22 protein-coding genes are annotated in these 14,885 nt (G+C 51.5%); 13 read left to right on the top strand and 9 right to left on the bottom strand.

Going from position 1 to position 14,885, the window contains the following annotated elements; genetic code table 11:
• Positions 1 to 13 precede the first annotated feature (13 nt).
• Both G0034_RS21105 and slyD read left to right on the top strand, forming a co-directional pair.
• Positions 14 to 214, top strand: a complete 201-nt coding sequence (locus G0034_RS21105) for a YheV family putative zinc ribbon protein (protein WP_003861689.1) — start codon at positions 14 to 16, stop codon at positions 212 to 214.
• 94 nt (positions 215 to 308) lie between these two features.
• The gene (gene slyD / locus G0034_RS21100) at positions 309 to 899 is read left to right on the top strand and encodes a peptidylprolyl isomerase (RefSeq protein WP_014885491.1); all 591 of its coding nucleotides are present in this window, start codon (positions 309 to 311) and stop codon (positions 897 to 899) included.
• Positions 900 to 950: 51 nt separating this feature from the next.
• Here slyD and G0034_RS21095 read toward each other — a convergent pair whose 3' ends face one another.
• Positions 951 to 1,169, bottom strand: a complete 219-nt coding sequence (locus tag G0034_RS21095) for a protein SlyX (protein WP_008503009.1) — start codon at positions 1,167 to 1,169, stop codon at positions 951 to 953.
• A 237-nt stretch (positions 1,170 to 1,406) separates the two neighbouring features.
• Between G0034_RS21095 and fkpA the strand changes: the two genes are divergently transcribed.
• From fkpA to bfr, 11 genes are all read left to right on the top strand, one after another.
• Positions 1,407 to 2,228 (top strand): FKBP-type peptidyl-prolyl cis-trans isomerase, encoded by an 822-nt coding sequence (gene fkpA / locus G0034_RS21090; RefSeq protein WP_023331457.1) that lies wholly within the window; start codon positions 1,407 to 1,409, stop codon positions 2,226 to 2,228.
• Positions 2,229 to 2,393: 165 nt separating this feature from the next.
• Positions 2,394 to 3,116, top strand: coding sequence for a helix-turn-helix transcriptional regulator (locus G0034_RS21085; RefSeq protein ID WP_014885489.1), 723 nt, complete (start codon positions 2,394 to 2,396; stop codon positions 3,114 to 3,116).
• Positions 3,116 to 3,502, top strand: coding sequence for a sulfurtransferase complex subunit TusD (gene tusD, locus G0034_RS21080; protein ID WP_014885488.1), 387 nt, complete (start codon positions 3,116 to 3,118; stop codon positions 3,500 to 3,502). The genes G0034_RS21085 and tusD overlap by 1 nt, the downstream gene beginning before the upstream one ends.
• A complete protein-coding gene (tusC, locus tag G0034_RS21075) occupies positions 3,502 to 3,861 on the top strand; it encodes a sulfurtransferase complex subunit TusC (RefSeq protein WP_014885487.1) in 360 nt (119 codons plus the stop codon). The genes tusD and tusC overlap by 1 nt, the downstream gene beginning before the upstream one ends.
• Before the next feature lie 7 nt (positions 3,862 to 3,868).
• Positions 3,869 to 4,156 (top strand): sulfurtransferase complex subunit TusB, encoded by a 288-nt coding sequence (gene tusB / locus G0034_RS21070; RefSeq protein ID WP_014885486.1) that lies wholly within the window; start codon positions 3,869 to 3,871, stop codon positions 4,154 to 4,156.
• Between the two features lie 124 nt (positions 4,157 to 4,280).
• A complete protein-coding gene (gene rpsL / locus G0034_RS21065) occupies positions 4,281 to 4,655 on the top strand; it encodes a 30S ribosomal protein S12 (protein WP_000246815.1) in 375 nt (124 codons plus the stop codon).
• A 96-nt stretch (positions 4,656 to 4,751) separates the two neighbouring features.
• Positions 4,752 to 5,222, top strand: coding sequence for a 30S ribosomal protein S7 (rpsG, locus tag G0034_RS21060; protein WP_003861706.1), 471 nt, complete (start codon positions 4,752 to 4,754; stop codon positions 5,220 to 5,222).
• Between the two features lie 96 nt (positions 5,223 to 5,318).
• Positions 5,319 to 7,433: an elongation factor G gene (gene fusA, locus G0034_RS21055; RefSeq protein WP_023331453.1), complete on the top strand. Its 2,115-nt coding sequence runs from the start codon at positions 5,319 to 5,321 to the stop codon at positions 7,431 to 7,433.
• Between the two features lie 69 nt (positions 7,434 to 7,502).
• Complete coding sequence (gene tuf, locus G0034_RS21050; protein WP_014171903.1) at positions 7,503 to 8,687, top strand: elongation factor Tu; 1,185 nt, start codon at positions 7,503 to 7,505, stop codon at positions 8,685 to 8,687.
• Positions 8,688 to 8,866: 179 nt separating this feature from the next.
• The gene (gene bfd, locus G0034_RS21045) at positions 8,867 to 9,061 is read left to right on the top strand and encodes a bacterioferritin-associated ferredoxin (RefSeq protein WP_008503493.1); all 195 of its coding nucleotides are present in this window, start codon (positions 8,867 to 8,869) and stop codon (positions 9,059 to 9,061) included.
• 72 nt (positions 9,062 to 9,133) lie between these two features.
• On the top strand, positions 9,134 to 9,613 hold the full coding sequence (gene bfr, locus G0034_RS21040) for a bacterioferritin (RefSeq protein ID WP_014885483.1): 480 nt from the start codon (positions 9,134 to 9,136) through the stop codon (positions 9,611 to 9,613).
• A 34-nt stretch (positions 9,614 to 9,647) separates the two neighbouring features.
• Here bfr and G0034_RS21035 read toward each other — a convergent pair whose 3' ends face one another.
• From G0034_RS21035 to gspG, 8 genes are read right to left on the bottom strand one after another with little or no spacing between them, the layout of a single operon-like run.
• The gene (locus G0034_RS21035; protein WP_048339401.1) at positions 9,648 to 10,427 is read right to left on the bottom strand and encodes a prepilin peptidase; all 780 of its coding nucleotides are present in this window, start codon (positions 10,425 to 10,427) and stop codon (positions 9,648 to 9,650) included.
• A gap of 1 nt (position 10,428) precedes the next feature.
• Positions 10,429 to 10,902: a type II secretion system protein M gene (locus G0034_RS21030; RefSeq protein WP_032635368.1), complete on the bottom strand. Its 474-nt coding sequence runs from the start codon at positions 10,900 to 10,902 to the stop codon at positions 10,429 to 10,431.
• Positions 10,895 to 12,139: a type II secretion system protein GspL gene (gene gspL / locus G0034_RS21025; RefSeq protein ID WP_179121250.1), complete on the bottom strand. Its 1,245-nt coding sequence runs from the start codon at positions 12,137 to 12,139 to the stop codon at positions 10,895 to 10,897. Before gspL ends, G0034_RS21030 begins: the two co-directional genes overlap by 8 nt.
• Positions 12,036 to 12,995: a type II secretion system minor pseudopilin GspK gene (gene gspK / locus G0034_RS21020; RefSeq protein WP_032635371.1), complete on the bottom strand. Its 960-nt coding sequence runs from the start codon at positions 12,993 to 12,995 to the stop codon at positions 12,036 to 12,038. The genes gspL and gspK overlap by 104 nt, the downstream gene beginning before the upstream one ends.
• Positions 12,992 to 13,573 carry a PulJ/GspJ family protein gene (locus G0034_RS21015; protein ID WP_023331448.1) on the bottom strand — a complete coding sequence of 194 codons (582 nt, stop codon included), beginning with the start codon at positions 13,571 to 13,573 and terminating at the stop codon, positions 12,992 to 12,994. Before G0034_RS21015 ends, gspK begins: the two co-directional genes overlap by 4 nt.
• Positions 13,566 to 13,934 carry a type II secretion system minor pseudopilin GspI gene (gspI, locus tag G0034_RS21010; RefSeq protein ID WP_023331447.1) on the bottom strand — a complete coding sequence of 123 codons (369 nt, stop codon included), beginning with the start codon at positions 13,932 to 13,934 and terminating at the stop codon, positions 13,566 to 13,568. Before gspI ends, G0034_RS21015 begins: the two co-directional genes overlap by 8 nt.
• Entirely contained in the window at positions 13,931 to 14,431 is a 501-nt protein-coding gene (gene gspH / locus G0034_RS21005) for a type II secretion system minor pseudopilin GspH (protein ID WP_179121249.1), read from the bottom strand. The genes gspI and gspH overlap by 4 nt, the downstream gene beginning before the upstream one ends.
• A 2-nt stretch (positions 14,432 to 14,433) precedes the next feature.
• On the bottom strand, positions 14,434 to 14,877 hold the full coding sequence (gspG, locus tag G0034_RS21000) for a type II secretion system major pseudopilin GspG (protein WP_014885475.1): 444 nt from the start codon (positions 14,875 to 14,877) through the stop codon (positions 14,434 to 14,436).
• Between the last annotated feature and the right edge of the window lie 8 nt (positions 14,878 to 14,885).

The following is a 14,885-nucleotide window of genomic DNA, read 5'->3' as shown; positions in this document are numbered from 1 at the left end:
AGGGTAACGAAAGATGGCTGTCCGTAAACGCTTTATCGCAGGTGCAAAATGCCCGTCCTGCCAGGCGCAAGATACTCTGGCGATGTGGCGAGAAAATAATATTGATATCGTTGAGTGTGTTAAGTGTGGTCACCAGATGCGTGAGGCCGATAAAGAGGCCCGCGATCATGTTCGCAAAGAAGAGCAAGTGATCGGCATTTTTCATCCGGACTAGCGATATGCCCTGAGTTTTTTTAAGCTAAAGGGTACACGGGTGCAGATTTCCGCTACAATCTGCGCCAGCAATTTTCCCACGCTCAGGAGATATCATGAAAGTAGCAAAAGACCTGGTGGTCAGCCTGGCCTATCAGGTACGTACAGAAGACGGTGTGTTGGTTGATGAGTCTCCGGTGAGTGCGCCGCTGGACTACCTGCATGGCCACGGTTCCCTGATTTCTGGCCTGGAAACTGCGCTGGAAGGTCATGAAGTTGGCGACAAATTCGACGTTGCTGTCGGCGCGAACGACGCTTACGGTCAGTATGACGACAACCTGGTTCAGCGCGTTCCTAAAGACGTGTTCATGGGCGTTGACGAACTGCAGGTTGGCATGCGCTTCCTGGCTGAAACTGACCAGGGTCCGGTGCCTGTTGAAATCACTGAAGTTGAAGACGACCACGTTGTGGTTGACGGCAACCACATGCTGGCTGGCCAGAACCTGAAGTTCAACGTAGAAGTTGTTGCGATCCGTGAAGCGACCGAAGAAGAGCTGGCTCATGGCCACGTTCACGGTGCGCACGGTCACGACCATGACCACGATCACGGCCACGACGGCTGCTGCGGTGGTCACGGCCACGATCACGACCATGGTCATGACCATGGCAAAGGTGGTTGCGGTAACGGCGGCTGCGGTTGCCACTAATTCCGCTAAGCGGAAAATAAAAAAGCGGGGGAACCCCGCTTTTTTTACGCCTCAATAATGAGGTGGTGGTGTCTCTTCAGACTGAGAGGCAATGTTTGACGGCTGCGTTGCCTTTAGCTTTTCCGTCAGCAGACGCATGTGATCCCGCAGCTTCGCCATTTCGAGTTCATGTGCTGTGACGGTCTGGTTTAGTTCTTCGATGGTGATGTCCTGAAAAGCCAGGCGGCTTTCCAGCTCAGCCATTCTCGCTTCTATCGTTGTATCCTTCATCATTCACCTCGTTTATGTCTGATTTACCTGATGGTCCAGCGGCGGCGCAGTTTAACTGAGTTTATCCTTAAGTGCAGTCTCTATCCCGCTGGCAAGAAACTTATTTAAACAAAAATAGTCTGAAAAGTGGTGAGAATTGGGAGTGTCTGTCTGTAGATTTCTTCTGCAACGTTTTATAGTACGTCACTCATTTACGTTTAACGCTGGGGTGAGAGTCCCCAGGCCCTGGAGATATGGATGAAATCACTGTTTAAAGTAACGCTGCTGGCGACGACGATGGCTGTTGCGCTGAACGCGCCGCTGTCATTCGCTGCTGATACTGCTGCGAAGCCTGCTGCCACTGCAGACAGCAAAGCGGCGTTCAAAAATGACGACCAGAAATCCGCCTACGCACTGGGCGCATCTCTGGGTCGTTACATGGAAAACTCTCTGAAAGAACAAGAGAAACTGGGCATCAAACTGGATAAAGCCCAGCTGATCGCAGGCGTACAGGACGCATTTGCGGATAAGAGCAAGCTGTCTGACCAGGAAATTGAGCAGACGCTGCAGGCGTTCGAAGCACGCGTGAAGGGTGCCGCTCAGACCAAGATGGAAGCGGACGCGAAAGACAACGAAGCGAAAGGCAAAGCCTACCGCGATACCTTTGCTAAAGAGAAGGGTGTGAAGACTTCCTCTACTGGCCTGGTGTACAAAGTTGAGAAAGAAGGCACCGGTGATGCGCCGAAAGACAGCGATACTGTTGTCGTAAACTACAAAGGTACGCTGATCGACGGTAAAGAGTTCGATAACTCTTACACCCGCGGTGAGCCGCTCTCCTTCCGTCTGGACGGTGTGATCCCTGGCTGGACTGAAGGCCTGAAAAACATCAAGAAAGGCGGCAAGATCAAGCTGGTTATTCCACCGGATCTGGCCTACGGCAAAACGGGCGTTCCGGGTATCCCGGCTAACTCCACGCTGGTCTTCGACGTAGAGCTGCTGGACATTAAACCAGCACCGAAAGCGGATGCGAAACCGGAAGCGCAGGCAGATCAGAAAGCTGCGACAGACGCTAAGAAGTAATGTAATGAAAACCGCCGCCTTTAAGGCGGCGGTTTTTTTATTGCGGGGCAGATATAATTAACACTGGAAAGCGTCTGGTACGCTGTATTAATTTAGTTGTCCGTGTAGATAATGAGCCTGCCCTGAAAACCTAACGACAGGCTCCTGAAAAGGAGTGTTTTTTTCATGTCCAGGTCGCTTTTAACCAACGAAACCAGTGAACTTGATTTGCTGGATCAACGTCCTTTTGACCAGACCGACTTCGATATTCTTAAATCCTATGAGGCGGTGGTGGACGGGTTAGCGATGCTCATTGGTTCCCACTGCGAAATCGTATTGCACTCCCTGCAAGATCTGAAGTGTTCCGCCATCCGCATTGCTAATGGTGAGCATACCGGCCGTAAAATTGGTTCGCCAATCACCGACCTTGCATTGCGTATGTTGCATGACATGACCGGCGCGGACAGCAGCGTCTCCAAATGTTATTTCACCCGCGCCAAAAGCGGCGTGCTGATGAAATCAGAAACTATCGCGATTCGAAACCGCGAACATCGTGTGATTGGGCTGCTGTGCATCAACATGAACCTTGATGTGCCTTTCTCGCAGATCATGAGCACCTTTATTCCGCCTGAAACGCCAGACGTTGGCTCCTCCGTTAACTTTGCCTCCTCCGTAGAAGATCTGGTGACTCAAACGCTTGAGTTTACGATTGAAGAGGTGAATGCCGATCGCAACGTCTCGAACAATGCCAAGAATCGTCAGATCGTACTCAATCTCTACGAGAAAGGGATTTTTGATATCAAAGACGCCATTAACCAGGTGGCCGATCGTCTGAATATCTCCAAGCATACGGTCTACCTCTACATCCGCCAGTTCAAAAGCGGCGACTTCGTAGGGCAAGATAAGTAATGCGTTTTGCGTTAATGGTGACAGGCCCGGCGTACGGCACTCAGCAGGCCAGCAGCGCGCTGCAGTTTGCGCATGCGCTACTGGCGGCCGGACATGAACTGGCGAGCGTCTTTTTCTATCGGGAAGGGGTGTATAACGCGAACCAGTTTACGTCACCGGCGAGCGATGAGTTTGATCTGGTCCGCGCGTGGCAGGCGTTAAATGAAAAGCAGGGCGTTGAGCTGAACATCTGCGTGGCGGCGGCACTGCGTCGCGGCGTGACGGATGCAACCGAAGCCGATCGCCTGGGGTTATCGGGCGCTAACCTTCAGCCTGGCTTTTCGTTGAGTGGTCTGGGCGAGCTGGCTCAGGCGGCGCTAACCTGCGACAGAGTGGTGCAATTCTGATGAAGCGCGTGGCATTTGTTTTTACTTCTGCACCGCACGGTAGCGCCTCTGGCCGCGAAGGGCTGGATGCGTTACTTGCGACATCGGCATTAACAGAAGATATCGGCGTCTTTTTTCTGGGGGACGGGGTGTTTCAACTGCTCGCGGGCCAACAGCCGCAGGCCATCCTGGCGCGCGATTACATCGCAACCTTCAAAGTGCTGCCGCTGTACGATATCGAAACCTGCTATGTCTGTGCCGACTCCTTAACGGCGCGCGGTTTGAGTGATAAGTCGTCTTTTGTGCTGGATGTGACGCTCTTACCTTCCTCTGATCTGCGTGAACACCTTTCCCACTACGACACCGTTTTGACGTTCTGAGGCCGCCATGCTCCATATTCTGAGCCACTCACCGTGGCAATGTGATATCGACACACTGTTGAGCATGCTGCGCGAAGGTGATGATTTGCTGCTCATTCAGGACGGCGTGCTCGCGGCGCTTGAAGGCAGCCGTTTCGTTGAAATTCTCACGAATGCCCCCATAACAGTCTCTGCGCTGAAGGACGATCTGGACGCGCGAGGTCTTTCTGGTCAAATTTCAGCCAAAATTGACGTGGTTGGCTATACTGATTTCGTCAATCTTACTGTGACGCACGCCAGTCAAATGAACTGGTGATCCGAGATCGCTGTATATTTCTTGACACCTTTTCGACGTAGCCCTAAAATTTCGCGTCCTCATATTGTATGAGGTCGTTTTATTACGTGTTTACGAAGCAAAAGCTAAAACCAGGAGCTATTTAATGGCAACAGTTAACCAGCTGGTACGCAAACCACGCGCACGCAAAGTTGCAAAGAGCAACGTGCCTGCGCTGGAAGCCTGCCCGCAGAAACGTGGTGTATGTACTCGTGTATATACCACCACTCCTAAAAAACCAAACTCCGCACTGCGTAAAGTATGCCGTGTGCGTTTGACTAACGGTTTCGAAGTGACTTCCTACATCGGTGGTGAAGGTCACAACCTGCAGGAGCACTCCGTGATCCTGATCCGTGGCGGTCGTGTTAAAGACCTTCCGGGTGTTCGTTACCACACCGTTCGTGGTGCGCTGGACTGCTCAGGTGTTAAAGACCGTAAGCAGGCTCGCTCCAAGTACGGCGTGAAGCGTCCTAAGGCTTAATGGTTCTCCGTTAAGTAAGGCCAAACTGATTTATCTTAATGTCAAACTAAACTCGTAGAGTTTTGGACAATCCTGAATTAACAACGGAGTATTCCCATGCCACGTCGTCGCGTCATTGGTCAGCGTAAAATTCTTCCAGATCCGAAGTTCGGATCAGAACTGCTGGCAAAATTTGTAAATATCCTGATGGTAGATGGTAAAAAATCTACTGCAGAAGCCATCGTATACAGCGCGCTTGAGACCCTGGCTCAGCGTTCTGGTAAAAATGAACTGGAAGCTTTCGAAGTCGCTCTCGACAACGTTCGCCCAACTGTAGAAGTTAAGTCCCGCCGCGTTGGTGGTTCTACTTATCAGGTTCCAGTTGAAGTTCGTCCGGTTCGTCGTAATGCTCTGGCAATGCGTTGGATCGTTGAAGCTGCTCGTAAACGCGGTGATAAATCCATGGCTCTGCGTCTGGCGAACGAACTTTCTGATGCTGCAGAAAACAAAGGTACTGCAGTTAAGAAACGTGAAGACGTTCACCGTATGGCAGAAGCCAACAAGGCGTTCGCACACTACCGTTGGTAATCCCTTCGGAGTATTAGTCACCAGGCGGGCGCTTCAGAGAAGCCGCCCGCTCTGGGTAACTTAACTGAACGCCTAAAGAAACAAACGAGGAATCAAATGGCTCGTACAACACCCATCGCACGCTACCGTAACATCGGTATCAGTGCGCACATCGACGCCGGTAAGACCACTACTACCGAACGTATTCTGTTCTACACCGGTGTAAACCATAAAATCGGTGAAGTTCATGACGGCGCAGCCACCATGGACTGGATGGAACAGGAGCAGGAGCGTGGTATCACTATCACCTCCGCAGCGACTACTGCATTCTGGTCAGGTATGGCTAAGCAGTACGAACCGCATCGCGTAAACATCATCGACACCCCAGGGCACGTTGACTTCACCATCGAAGTAGAACGTTCCATGCGTGTGCTCGACGGCGCGGTAATGGTTTATTGCGCAGTTGGTGGTGTTCAGCCACAGTCTGAAACCGTATGGCGTCAGGCGAACAAATATAAAGTTCCACGCATCGCGTTCGTTAACAAAATGGACCGTATGGGTGCTAACTTCCTGAAAGTTGTTGGTCAGATCAAAACCCGTCTGGGCGCGAACCCTGTTCCGCTGCAGCTGGCAATTGGTGCTGAAGAAGGCTTCACCGGCGTTATCGACCTGGTGAAAATGAAAGCCATCAACTGGAACGACGCAGACCAGGGCGTGACCTTCGAATACGAAGACATCCCGGCTGAGATGCAGGACCTGGCTGACGAATGGCACCAGAACCTGATCGAATCCGCTGCTGAAGCTTCTGAAGAGCTGATGGAGAAATACCTGGGTGGTGAAGAACTGACTGAAGAAGAGATCAAAAAAGCTCTGCGTCAGCGTGTTCTGAACAACGAAATCATCCTGGTAACCTGTGGTTCTGCGTTCAAGAACAAAGGTGTTCAGGCGATGCTGGATGCGGTAGTTGACTACCTGCCATCCCCGGTTGACGTTCCTGCGATCAACGGCATCCTGGACGACGGTAAAGATACTCCGGCTGAGCGTCACGCAAGCGACGACGAGCCGTTCTCTGCACTGGCGTTCAAAATTGCTACCGACCCATTCGTGGGTAACCTGACCTTCTTCCGCGTTTACTCTGGTGTGGTTAACTCCGGTGACACCATCCTGAACTCCGTGAAAGCGGCGCGTGAGCGTTTTGGCCGTATCGTACAGATGCACGCTAACAAACGTGAAGAGATCAAAGAAGTTCGTGCGGGCGACATCGCTGCAGCTATCGGTCTGAAAGACGTGACCACTGGTGACACCCTGTGTGACCCGGATCACCCGATCATTCTGGAGCGTATGGAATTCCCAGAGCCGGTAATCTCCATCGCGGTTGAACCAAAAACCAAAGCTGACCAGGAAAAAATGGGTCTGGCTCTGGGCCGTCTGGCGAAAGAAGACCCATCATTCCGCGTATGGACTGATGAAGAATCTAACCAGACCATCATCGCTGGTATGGGTGAACTGCACCTGGACATCATCGTTGACCGTATGAAGCGTGAATTCAACGTTGAAGCGAACGTGGGTAAACCTCAGGTTGCTTACCGCGAAGCGATTCGCGCGAAAGTTACCGATGTTGAAGGTAAACACGCTAAGCAGTCTGGTGGTCGCGGTCAGTACGGTCACGTTGTGATCGACATGTACCCACTGGAGCCGGGCTCTAACCCGAAAGGTTACGAGTTCATCAACGACATCAAAGGTGGTGTAATTCCTGGCGAATACATCCCAGCCGTTGATAAAGGTATCCAGGAACAGCTGAAAGCGGGCCCTCTGGCTGGCTATCCGGTTGTTGACATGGGTGTTCGTCTGCACTTCGGTTCTTACCACGACGTTGACTCCTCTGAACTGGCGTTTAAACTGGCTGCGTCTATTGCCTTTAAAGAAGGCTTTAAGAAAGCAAAACCAGTTCTGCTTGAGCCAATCATGAAGGTTGAAGTAGAAACTCCTGAAGAGAACACCGGTGACGTTATCGGTGACTTGAGCCGTCGTCGCGGTATGCTGCGTGGTCAGGAATCTGAAGTAACTGGCGTTAAGATCCACGCTGAAGTTCCGCTGTCTGAAATGTTCGGATATGCAACTCAGCTGCGTTCTCTGACCAAAGGTCGTGCATCATACACCATGGAATTCCTGAAGTATGATGATGCGCCTAACAACGTTGCTCAGGCCGTTATTGAAGCCCGTGGTAAGTAATCCACAGGATTAAAACCTAAGTCCCGTGCTCTCTCCGAAGGGGAGAGCACTATAGTAAGGAATATAGCCGTGTCTAAAGAAAAATTTGAACGTACAAAACCGCACGTTAACGTTGGTACTATCGGCCACGTTGACCATGGTAAAACTACCCTGACTGCTGCAATCACTACCGTTCTGGCTAAAACCTACGGCGGTGCTGCTCGTGCATTCGACCAGATCGATAACGCACCAGAAGAAAAAGCGCGTGGTATCACCATCAACACTTCTCACGTTGAATATGACACCCCGACTCGCCACTACGCACACGTAGACTGCCCAGGCCACGCCGACTATGTTAAAAACATGATCACCGGTGCTGCGCAGATGGACGGCGCGATCCTGGTTGTTGCTGCGACTGACGGCCCAATGCCTCAGACTCGTGAGCACATCCTGCTGGGTCGTCAGGTAGGCGTTCCTTACATCATCGTGTTCCTGAACAAGTGCGACATGGTTGATGACGAAGAGCTGCTGGAACTGGTAGAGATGGAAGTTCGTGAACTGCTGTCTCAGTACGATTTCCCAGGCGACGACACCCCAATCGTTCGTGGTTCCGCGCTGAAAGCGCTGGAAGGCGAAGCAGAGTGGGAAGAGAAAATCATCGAACTGGCTGGCTTCCTGGATTCTTACATCCCAGAACCAGAGCGTGCGATTGACAAGCCATTCCTGCTGCCAATCGAAGACGTATTCTCCATCTCCGGTCGTGGTACCGTTGTTACCGGTCGTGTAGAGCGCGGTATCATCAAAGTTGGTGAAGAAGTTGAAATCGTTGGTATCAAAGAGACTGCGAAGTCTACCTGTACTGGCGTTGAAATGTTCCGCAAACTGCTGGACGAAGGCCGTGCTGGTGAGAACGTTGGTGTTCTGCTGCGTGGTATCAAACGTGAAGAAATCGAACGTGGTCAGGTTCTGGCGAAGCCAGGCTCAATCAAGCCACACACCAAGTTCGAATCTGAAGTGTACATCCTGTCCAAAGACGAAGGCGGCCGTCATACTCCGTTCTTCAAAGGCTACCGTCCACAGTTCTACTTCCGTACAACTGACGTGACCGGTACCATCGAACTGCCAGAAGGCGTTGAGATGGTAATGCCAGGCGACAACATCAAGATGGTTGTGACTCTGATCCACCCAATCGCGATGGACGACGGTCTGCGTTTCGCAATCCGTGAAGGCGGCCGTACCGTTGGCGCGGGCGTTGTTGCTAAAGTTCTGGGCTAATTTATTATCCCCGAATTAAAAAAGGACGCTTCGGCGTCCTTTTTTGTTTTGTGCTGCTCAGGTGTTGTCACAAACTTTCGCATTTTTTGCCTGCACCCGCCCCGTATTCTGGCGTTTGTGCTATTGTAATCATAACCATTCTCACTTACACTTTGCGCATAATTTGAACGGGAGTCTCTATGTACGTTTGTTTATGTAATGGTGTAAGCGACAAAAAAATACGTCAGGCCGTTCGCCAGTTTCAGCCACAGTCATTTCAGCAGCTTCGCAAATTTGTTCCGGTTGGAAATCAATGCGGTAAATGTGTACGTGCTGCACGTGAAATCATGCAGGACGAGTTGATGCAGATCCCGGAATACAAAGAGATCGCGTAAGCGCCCATCTTTTTTTTGACATCCCCGTAGCCCGATCTACGCTTCAATGAGTGGAAGCGGAGGGACTATATAATGAAAGGTGATGTTAAAATCATAAGTTATCTCAATAAATTATTGGGAAATGAGCTTGTCGCAATCAACCAGTACTTTCTTCATGCGAGAATGTTCAAAAACTGGGGACTTAAACGTCTGAACGACGTTGAGTACCATGAATCTATAGATGAGATGAAACACGCCGATAAATATATCGAGCGCATTTTATTCCTTGAAGGTATTCCAAACCTGCAGGATCTCGGCAAGCTGGGTATCGGTGAAGATGTCGAGGAGATGCTACGTTCCGACCTCAGGCTGGAACTTGAAGGTGCCAAAGATCTCCGTGAAGCCATTGCCTATGCCGACAGCGTTTTTGATTATGTCAGCCGTGACATGATGATTGAGATCCTTGCCGATGAAGAAGGCCATATAGACTGGCTGGAAACCGAGTTGGATTTGATCGATAAGCTGGGTATTCAAAACTATCTGCAAGCGCAAATCCGCGAAGAAAAAGAGTAGTTGATACAGGAAGGAAACCCTCCTTCCTGCCTCCTCACAGCGTTGCCCAGCAGAAACAGCCCCAGCCGCTCAGTGCCAGTGCCGGACCGAAAGGTATCGGATCACCGAAATGCCCTTTTTTTACCCACAGCAGAAGCCCGTAAAAGATCCCTGCGATTGACGCTACGTAAAGGATCACGGGTACCTCTCGCCAGCCGCACCAGGCGCCCACTGCCGCAAGCATCTTGAAATCCCCGTAACCGATCCCTTCTTTGTGACAGATTAAGCGGACCAGCCAGTAGAGCAGCCACAGAATTAAATAGCCGGCAGCGGCACCCACAATGGCGTCCTGGGAGGAAACAGGGCCAAAAAAGGCATTAAACAACAGGCCAACCCACAGTAACGGTAGCGTGAGCTTGTCGGGTAAAAGGTAATGCTGCAGATCGATCACGCTGAGTGCGAGTACAAACCAAAAGAACAGAAAAAGCGCCAGTGACATTATCATTGATGCTGGATGGAGGGCATAGCAAATGACGGCCATCATCGCACAAAGCCCTTCCAGCAAGGGATAGCGTGTTGAAACAGGCTGGCCGCAGTGGCGACATTTCCCTTTGAGAAGCATCCAGCCGAGCAGGGGAACCGTGTCGTACCAGAACAGTGGGGTTTGACACTGGCAGCACCGGGAGCCAGAGAACGTAAACTCTGACGTTGAACCCGCCTCGCCTGTCGAAGACGGTCGTAAAATCTCGGCAGGCAAACGCCAGGTGAGTATACCCATTGCGGTTCCTGACAGCAGGCCAATGATGAGAAACAGAGTAACCAGTGAGCTATCCATTTTATTTCACTCCGAGCGTCAGACGCGTCAGGATTATAGTGTCCGTACCCTGTTCACTGGCGTGGAATTCAAGTTCCGCAATCCGCAGACCGTAGTCTCCCTGTAGCACCGCCAGCCAGTTCATAAAAGCGTCCATCCTGAGAGCGTCGGCCGATACAGTCAGTTCTCCGCTATCGGTGCGCTGGAGTTTTGCGGCAGTGCCCAGCATGTGCAAACTGCTTTTAACCTGATTCTCCAGGGAGCCTGATGGTCTCTTTTCCGGAAGAAGAGCTGCAGCCGAAACCTGTTTCTGCAACCACTGCAGATCGCGTTGCACCTTAGCATAGCGGGATTGCATGGTGTCCGTAGCCTGCTTCAGGGGCTGGTAGAGCCCAAACCAGAAAAGAATGCTGACACCGCAGACAAGCAGTGCGAGTAGCAGCCGCTGCTCACGCGGATCTTTTTGGTGAAACCATTCCTGAGCGCGTTTAATCATTTCGAATCGTCCATAATCCCTGTTCATGTTTATCGACTTTGAGTGAGTAGCCAGCCAGTTTTTGATTTAAAAACGCCTGGATCTGTTGGTCATCGCGGGTAGAAATAAAAAGACGTAAATCATTACGTGCCGGGTTATAACTCACCCCTTCCAGCGCCAGTCCCGGGAAAGCGGACAGATGAGCCTGAAGCTGTTGTAAGAGCAAATAGGGGGCAGGCGATCGTTGCTGTAGCTGCCTGGGTAAATAGGTACGCAGATTACGGGTATGCCTGTTTTCTGGAATATAACGTTGCCATTGCTGCGTCAGTGTGTGGCTCAGCTGTTTTTCATACTCCCGAAGTTGCAAATACACGACAGCCTGAGCCAGACACGCACTCACGGCTAACAGTAAAATGCTGCAAAGCGCCACGCGTTTGATATTGGTGGTCCAGAAAGAGCACGGGGCAGGCGGGCGCATTTTCCCGTGCAAAAGGTTAGCGGGTGGTTCCTGTGGATGGAGTATCAAACTATGACATGCGGGACGCGTTTCCTTCGCGGAAAGGCCAGTTGGCAGTGGACCGTAGCTGACGACCTCTTGCGGGGGATAATGCGCTAGCAGCTGTGCCAGCCAGGAGGCTGTCAGATGGGCAACACTGTTCTCATGCGTTCTGAGCAACCATCCACCGCTGTCTGATAATACCGTCCAGCCGCTTTCACAGGCTGGCAAGCGAAGGGCGTCAATCGTCGCATGCGTGACGTTAAAACCAGCCCCGGCAAAGAGACGAAGCTGGGACATAAGCCAGTCGGCGTCAACGCCAATGACGGAAACTCGCGTTCCCTCCCGAGAGAGTAGCGTCCAGTGCAGCGGGGGCATGCCTTCGTCCAGTGTTTCATCCGCAAGCCACTGAAGTTTTTGATCGGTCAGTTCGTAATTTTCGTCTGGGATGACGATTATTCTGCTCGTTGCCTTTTGGGCCGGAATAACGAGATGAGTGCATCCTGATGCCGGGCGTGCGGCAATCTCCGGCAACTGTTCTGTTGTCAGACTCTGAACCTGGCTGTAGCCACATCCATCATATTCCACCCATTCAAGGGCATTCGGCGTCGATCCAGAAAGGCGGATAAGCAGTTTCGTCGCAGGGACGTTAACTGCTTTATTGTTCGCTACTGCCATCCGTAAGCTGGCGTAAATAGAGTTTGAGTGTTTTAGTTTTTTCGTCATAAATGAAAAATGTGCGCATACCAAAGGTAAGGTCACCCTCATGAACCGTGGATGTGGTCAAAAAATAACTGCTGCTGGTTGTAATCTGTTTTTTAAGCGAATCCACCAGCGGTTTTGCTGCGCTGAAATCCTGTTGGGCCTGGTAAAGAAAATCCTCTACCTTTTCCCAGCCATTTACAGGACGTTTTTTCAGGAGCATTTTTGCATCTGACAAGCTGATATTGTTGAGGAAGAGGGCTGCCAGAAGCGGCGCTTGCTGCTCAGTAAGGGTATTGATATTAATGGCGAGGTCACTGCTGAATCGGGTGCAGATAAAAGGGGCGAGTTTTTGATAAAGCGCGTCAGTCATCCCTTTAATTTTGCGCACTTCTGTGGGTAAAAAGAGCACCTGACCGGCGGTCAGGTAGCCTGGCTGACTATGTTGATAGTATTCGTCTTCTGCACCTTTAACGCGCGTTGAGTCGTTATCATCGATGTAGTCTGCGATGGATTGTGCGATCTCTTCTGCCCGGTATTTTTCAACGGCGAGCTTCTCCAGTAGGGCGTAAAACACGCTGATTTCATACGGTGGCGTCGCCAGTGGTTCTTCCGGCGTATTCTTCAGTGCGTTCAGGTTGTAGCAATGGTGCAGATCGTTTATCTGCCAGCTGACGTCGGTGTCGTCGCCAGGACTCTCCGAGTGGGTGAGTACGTCTCCAGGCTTCTCCTGAAAACGGTCCATAGATTGTGCTTCAGCGTAGAGCAGGGCGTATTTCCCCTGCAGGCTATCATTGATGCGCCGGGTGCGCTGGAGCTGAACCTGAAAACTTATCGTCATCTCTGCTGCCAGCGCAGCCATCAGCGCCAGAATCATTAAAACGATCAGCAATGCAGAACCTTTTTGCGCGTTCATTGCGTCGCTCCTGCAGGTTGACTGGCGGCTTTTTTTTCCGGAAACCAGCCGGGCAGGACAACGCGTCGGGTTATTTCCGCTTTACCGTCACGCTCCAGCGTTATCGTGGCTGTCGTTGACACGCTCTTTTCATCCGCCGGCGTCATTGTTGCAGAAAAATGGGAGACATGATCCAGCAGTGGCTGTGGTGCCACGTCCTTTTCACTGTCGGATGAGTAGCGTACTGCACGGAATAATGTGTCGTTTTCGACATACCAGTGGACGGTCGTCAAAACGAACGTTGCCCCAAAAGGCATTGCGGGATCCCGGGTTTGTGTTGTGAAAATTACGCTCTCTTTTTCACTCAAGAAGGGGAGCGGTGTTTGCCGGTTTTTCCGCGGGACATACTGCATTAAATCATTTTCAAGCATGAGCACGGTGTGCTGGATGGCCTCAAAATCATCGCCAGTCTTCTTGGCTCGCTGGTACTGTTCGGTTGCCTGGGAGAACACCTGAGAGGCCAGAAAGCTGAGCGTTGAGAAAATGACGATCGCCAGCATCACTTCCAGAAGCGTAAAGCCGTTGGGGACTTTACTCATGCTTCGCCTCCGTTTTCTTACTATCTGAAGACCAGGCATACAGGCTGAGGGTTCGGCCATCAGACGTTATCACCCTGGCCTCTTTCTGAAGCAAAGGAGACGAACTTTTTTTCCCTTCAACCAGTTGCCAGGAGAAGGTCTCATTTAATTGAGAAGAGGCTCCCTCTTTGGCGGCGAGTTGTCCGTAAGTCGAGGTCACGAGTACGTTGTCTGCAACCCAAAGCGCTAGCGTTTCCTGTTTTAACGTTTCCAGCGCTGAAAGCTGCCATTGCATACTGTTGAGGAGTGCAATAATGGCGGTCGCAAAAATAGCCATTGCCAGCAAGACTTCAAGCAACAGCATTCCGCTTTGTTGTTTCATTGCGGTTCCTTAAAGCGAATGACCTCAAGCGGCAGCGCGCCGTTTGATTGCAGGATGGCGATTTTTTCGCCATCTTCAGCGTTGAAAACCACTGAAAAGGGAGTGACTTGTCCATCGGGCAGGATGACGATTTGCGGTTTGGCCTCCTCCGACAAGGGTGTCACGTCAGGCCTGGCCGGTGCGTCCCAATCGCCGCGTAACGGCAAATTGTCATTGTTTGCTATTTCCTGCCACTGCCATTCACCGGTGCGATCCTTTTTCGGTGCATAGAAAAGCCAGCCGTCAGTAGTGAGCTGAAGGCCGACAGTATGTTTTTCCAGTAGCGCCACGTCTGACATGTATTTTGCTGTCTGTCTGAGGACATCGATCTGCCGCAGTAGCTTTCCGGTAGCGCTCAGCCTGTCACTTTGCATAGCGACAACGCCGGCTGCCGCCAGGGCGATGATGACCATAACCAGCATCACCTCCAGCAGTGTGAATCCTTTCTGATGGGCCATTTTTAGCGTGACTTTTTATCGTTGTCCCAGTTGTGGATATCATCCTCGGTGCCGGTTTCAGCATCAGGACCTGTGGACATGATATCGATCGCGCCATGCTCACCCGGGCTAATCAGGATGTAGTCATTCCCCCACGGATCGGCGGGCAGACGGCGGATATAACCGTCCGGGTTGTAGTTTTCAGCCCGGGGAGCTTGCGCTGGGGCGGTAATAAGCGCCTCCAGGCCCTGTTCTGTTGTGGGATAACGATGATTATCCAGCTTGTACATATCCAGCGCATTTTCGAGAGCAATAATATCGCTGGCGGCTTTTTGCCGGTCTGCCCGATCCTTATTGCCCATTAAGTTAGGCACCACCAGGCTGGCCAGAACCCCCATAATCACGATGACGACCATCAATTCCATAAGCGTGAAACCACGCTGCCTTTCCTTCTTCTGCGCTTCCATGATTTTTC

Source organism: Enterobacter sp. T2 (genome assembly GCF_010692925.1).
Classification (GTDB): Bacteria; Pseudomonadota; Gammaproteobacteria; order Enterobacterales; family Enterobacteriaceae; genus Enterobacter; species Enterobacter kobei.
Note: the sequence above shows the minus strand (reverse complement) of the source record. Positions and strands in the feature narration are given on the sequence as shown.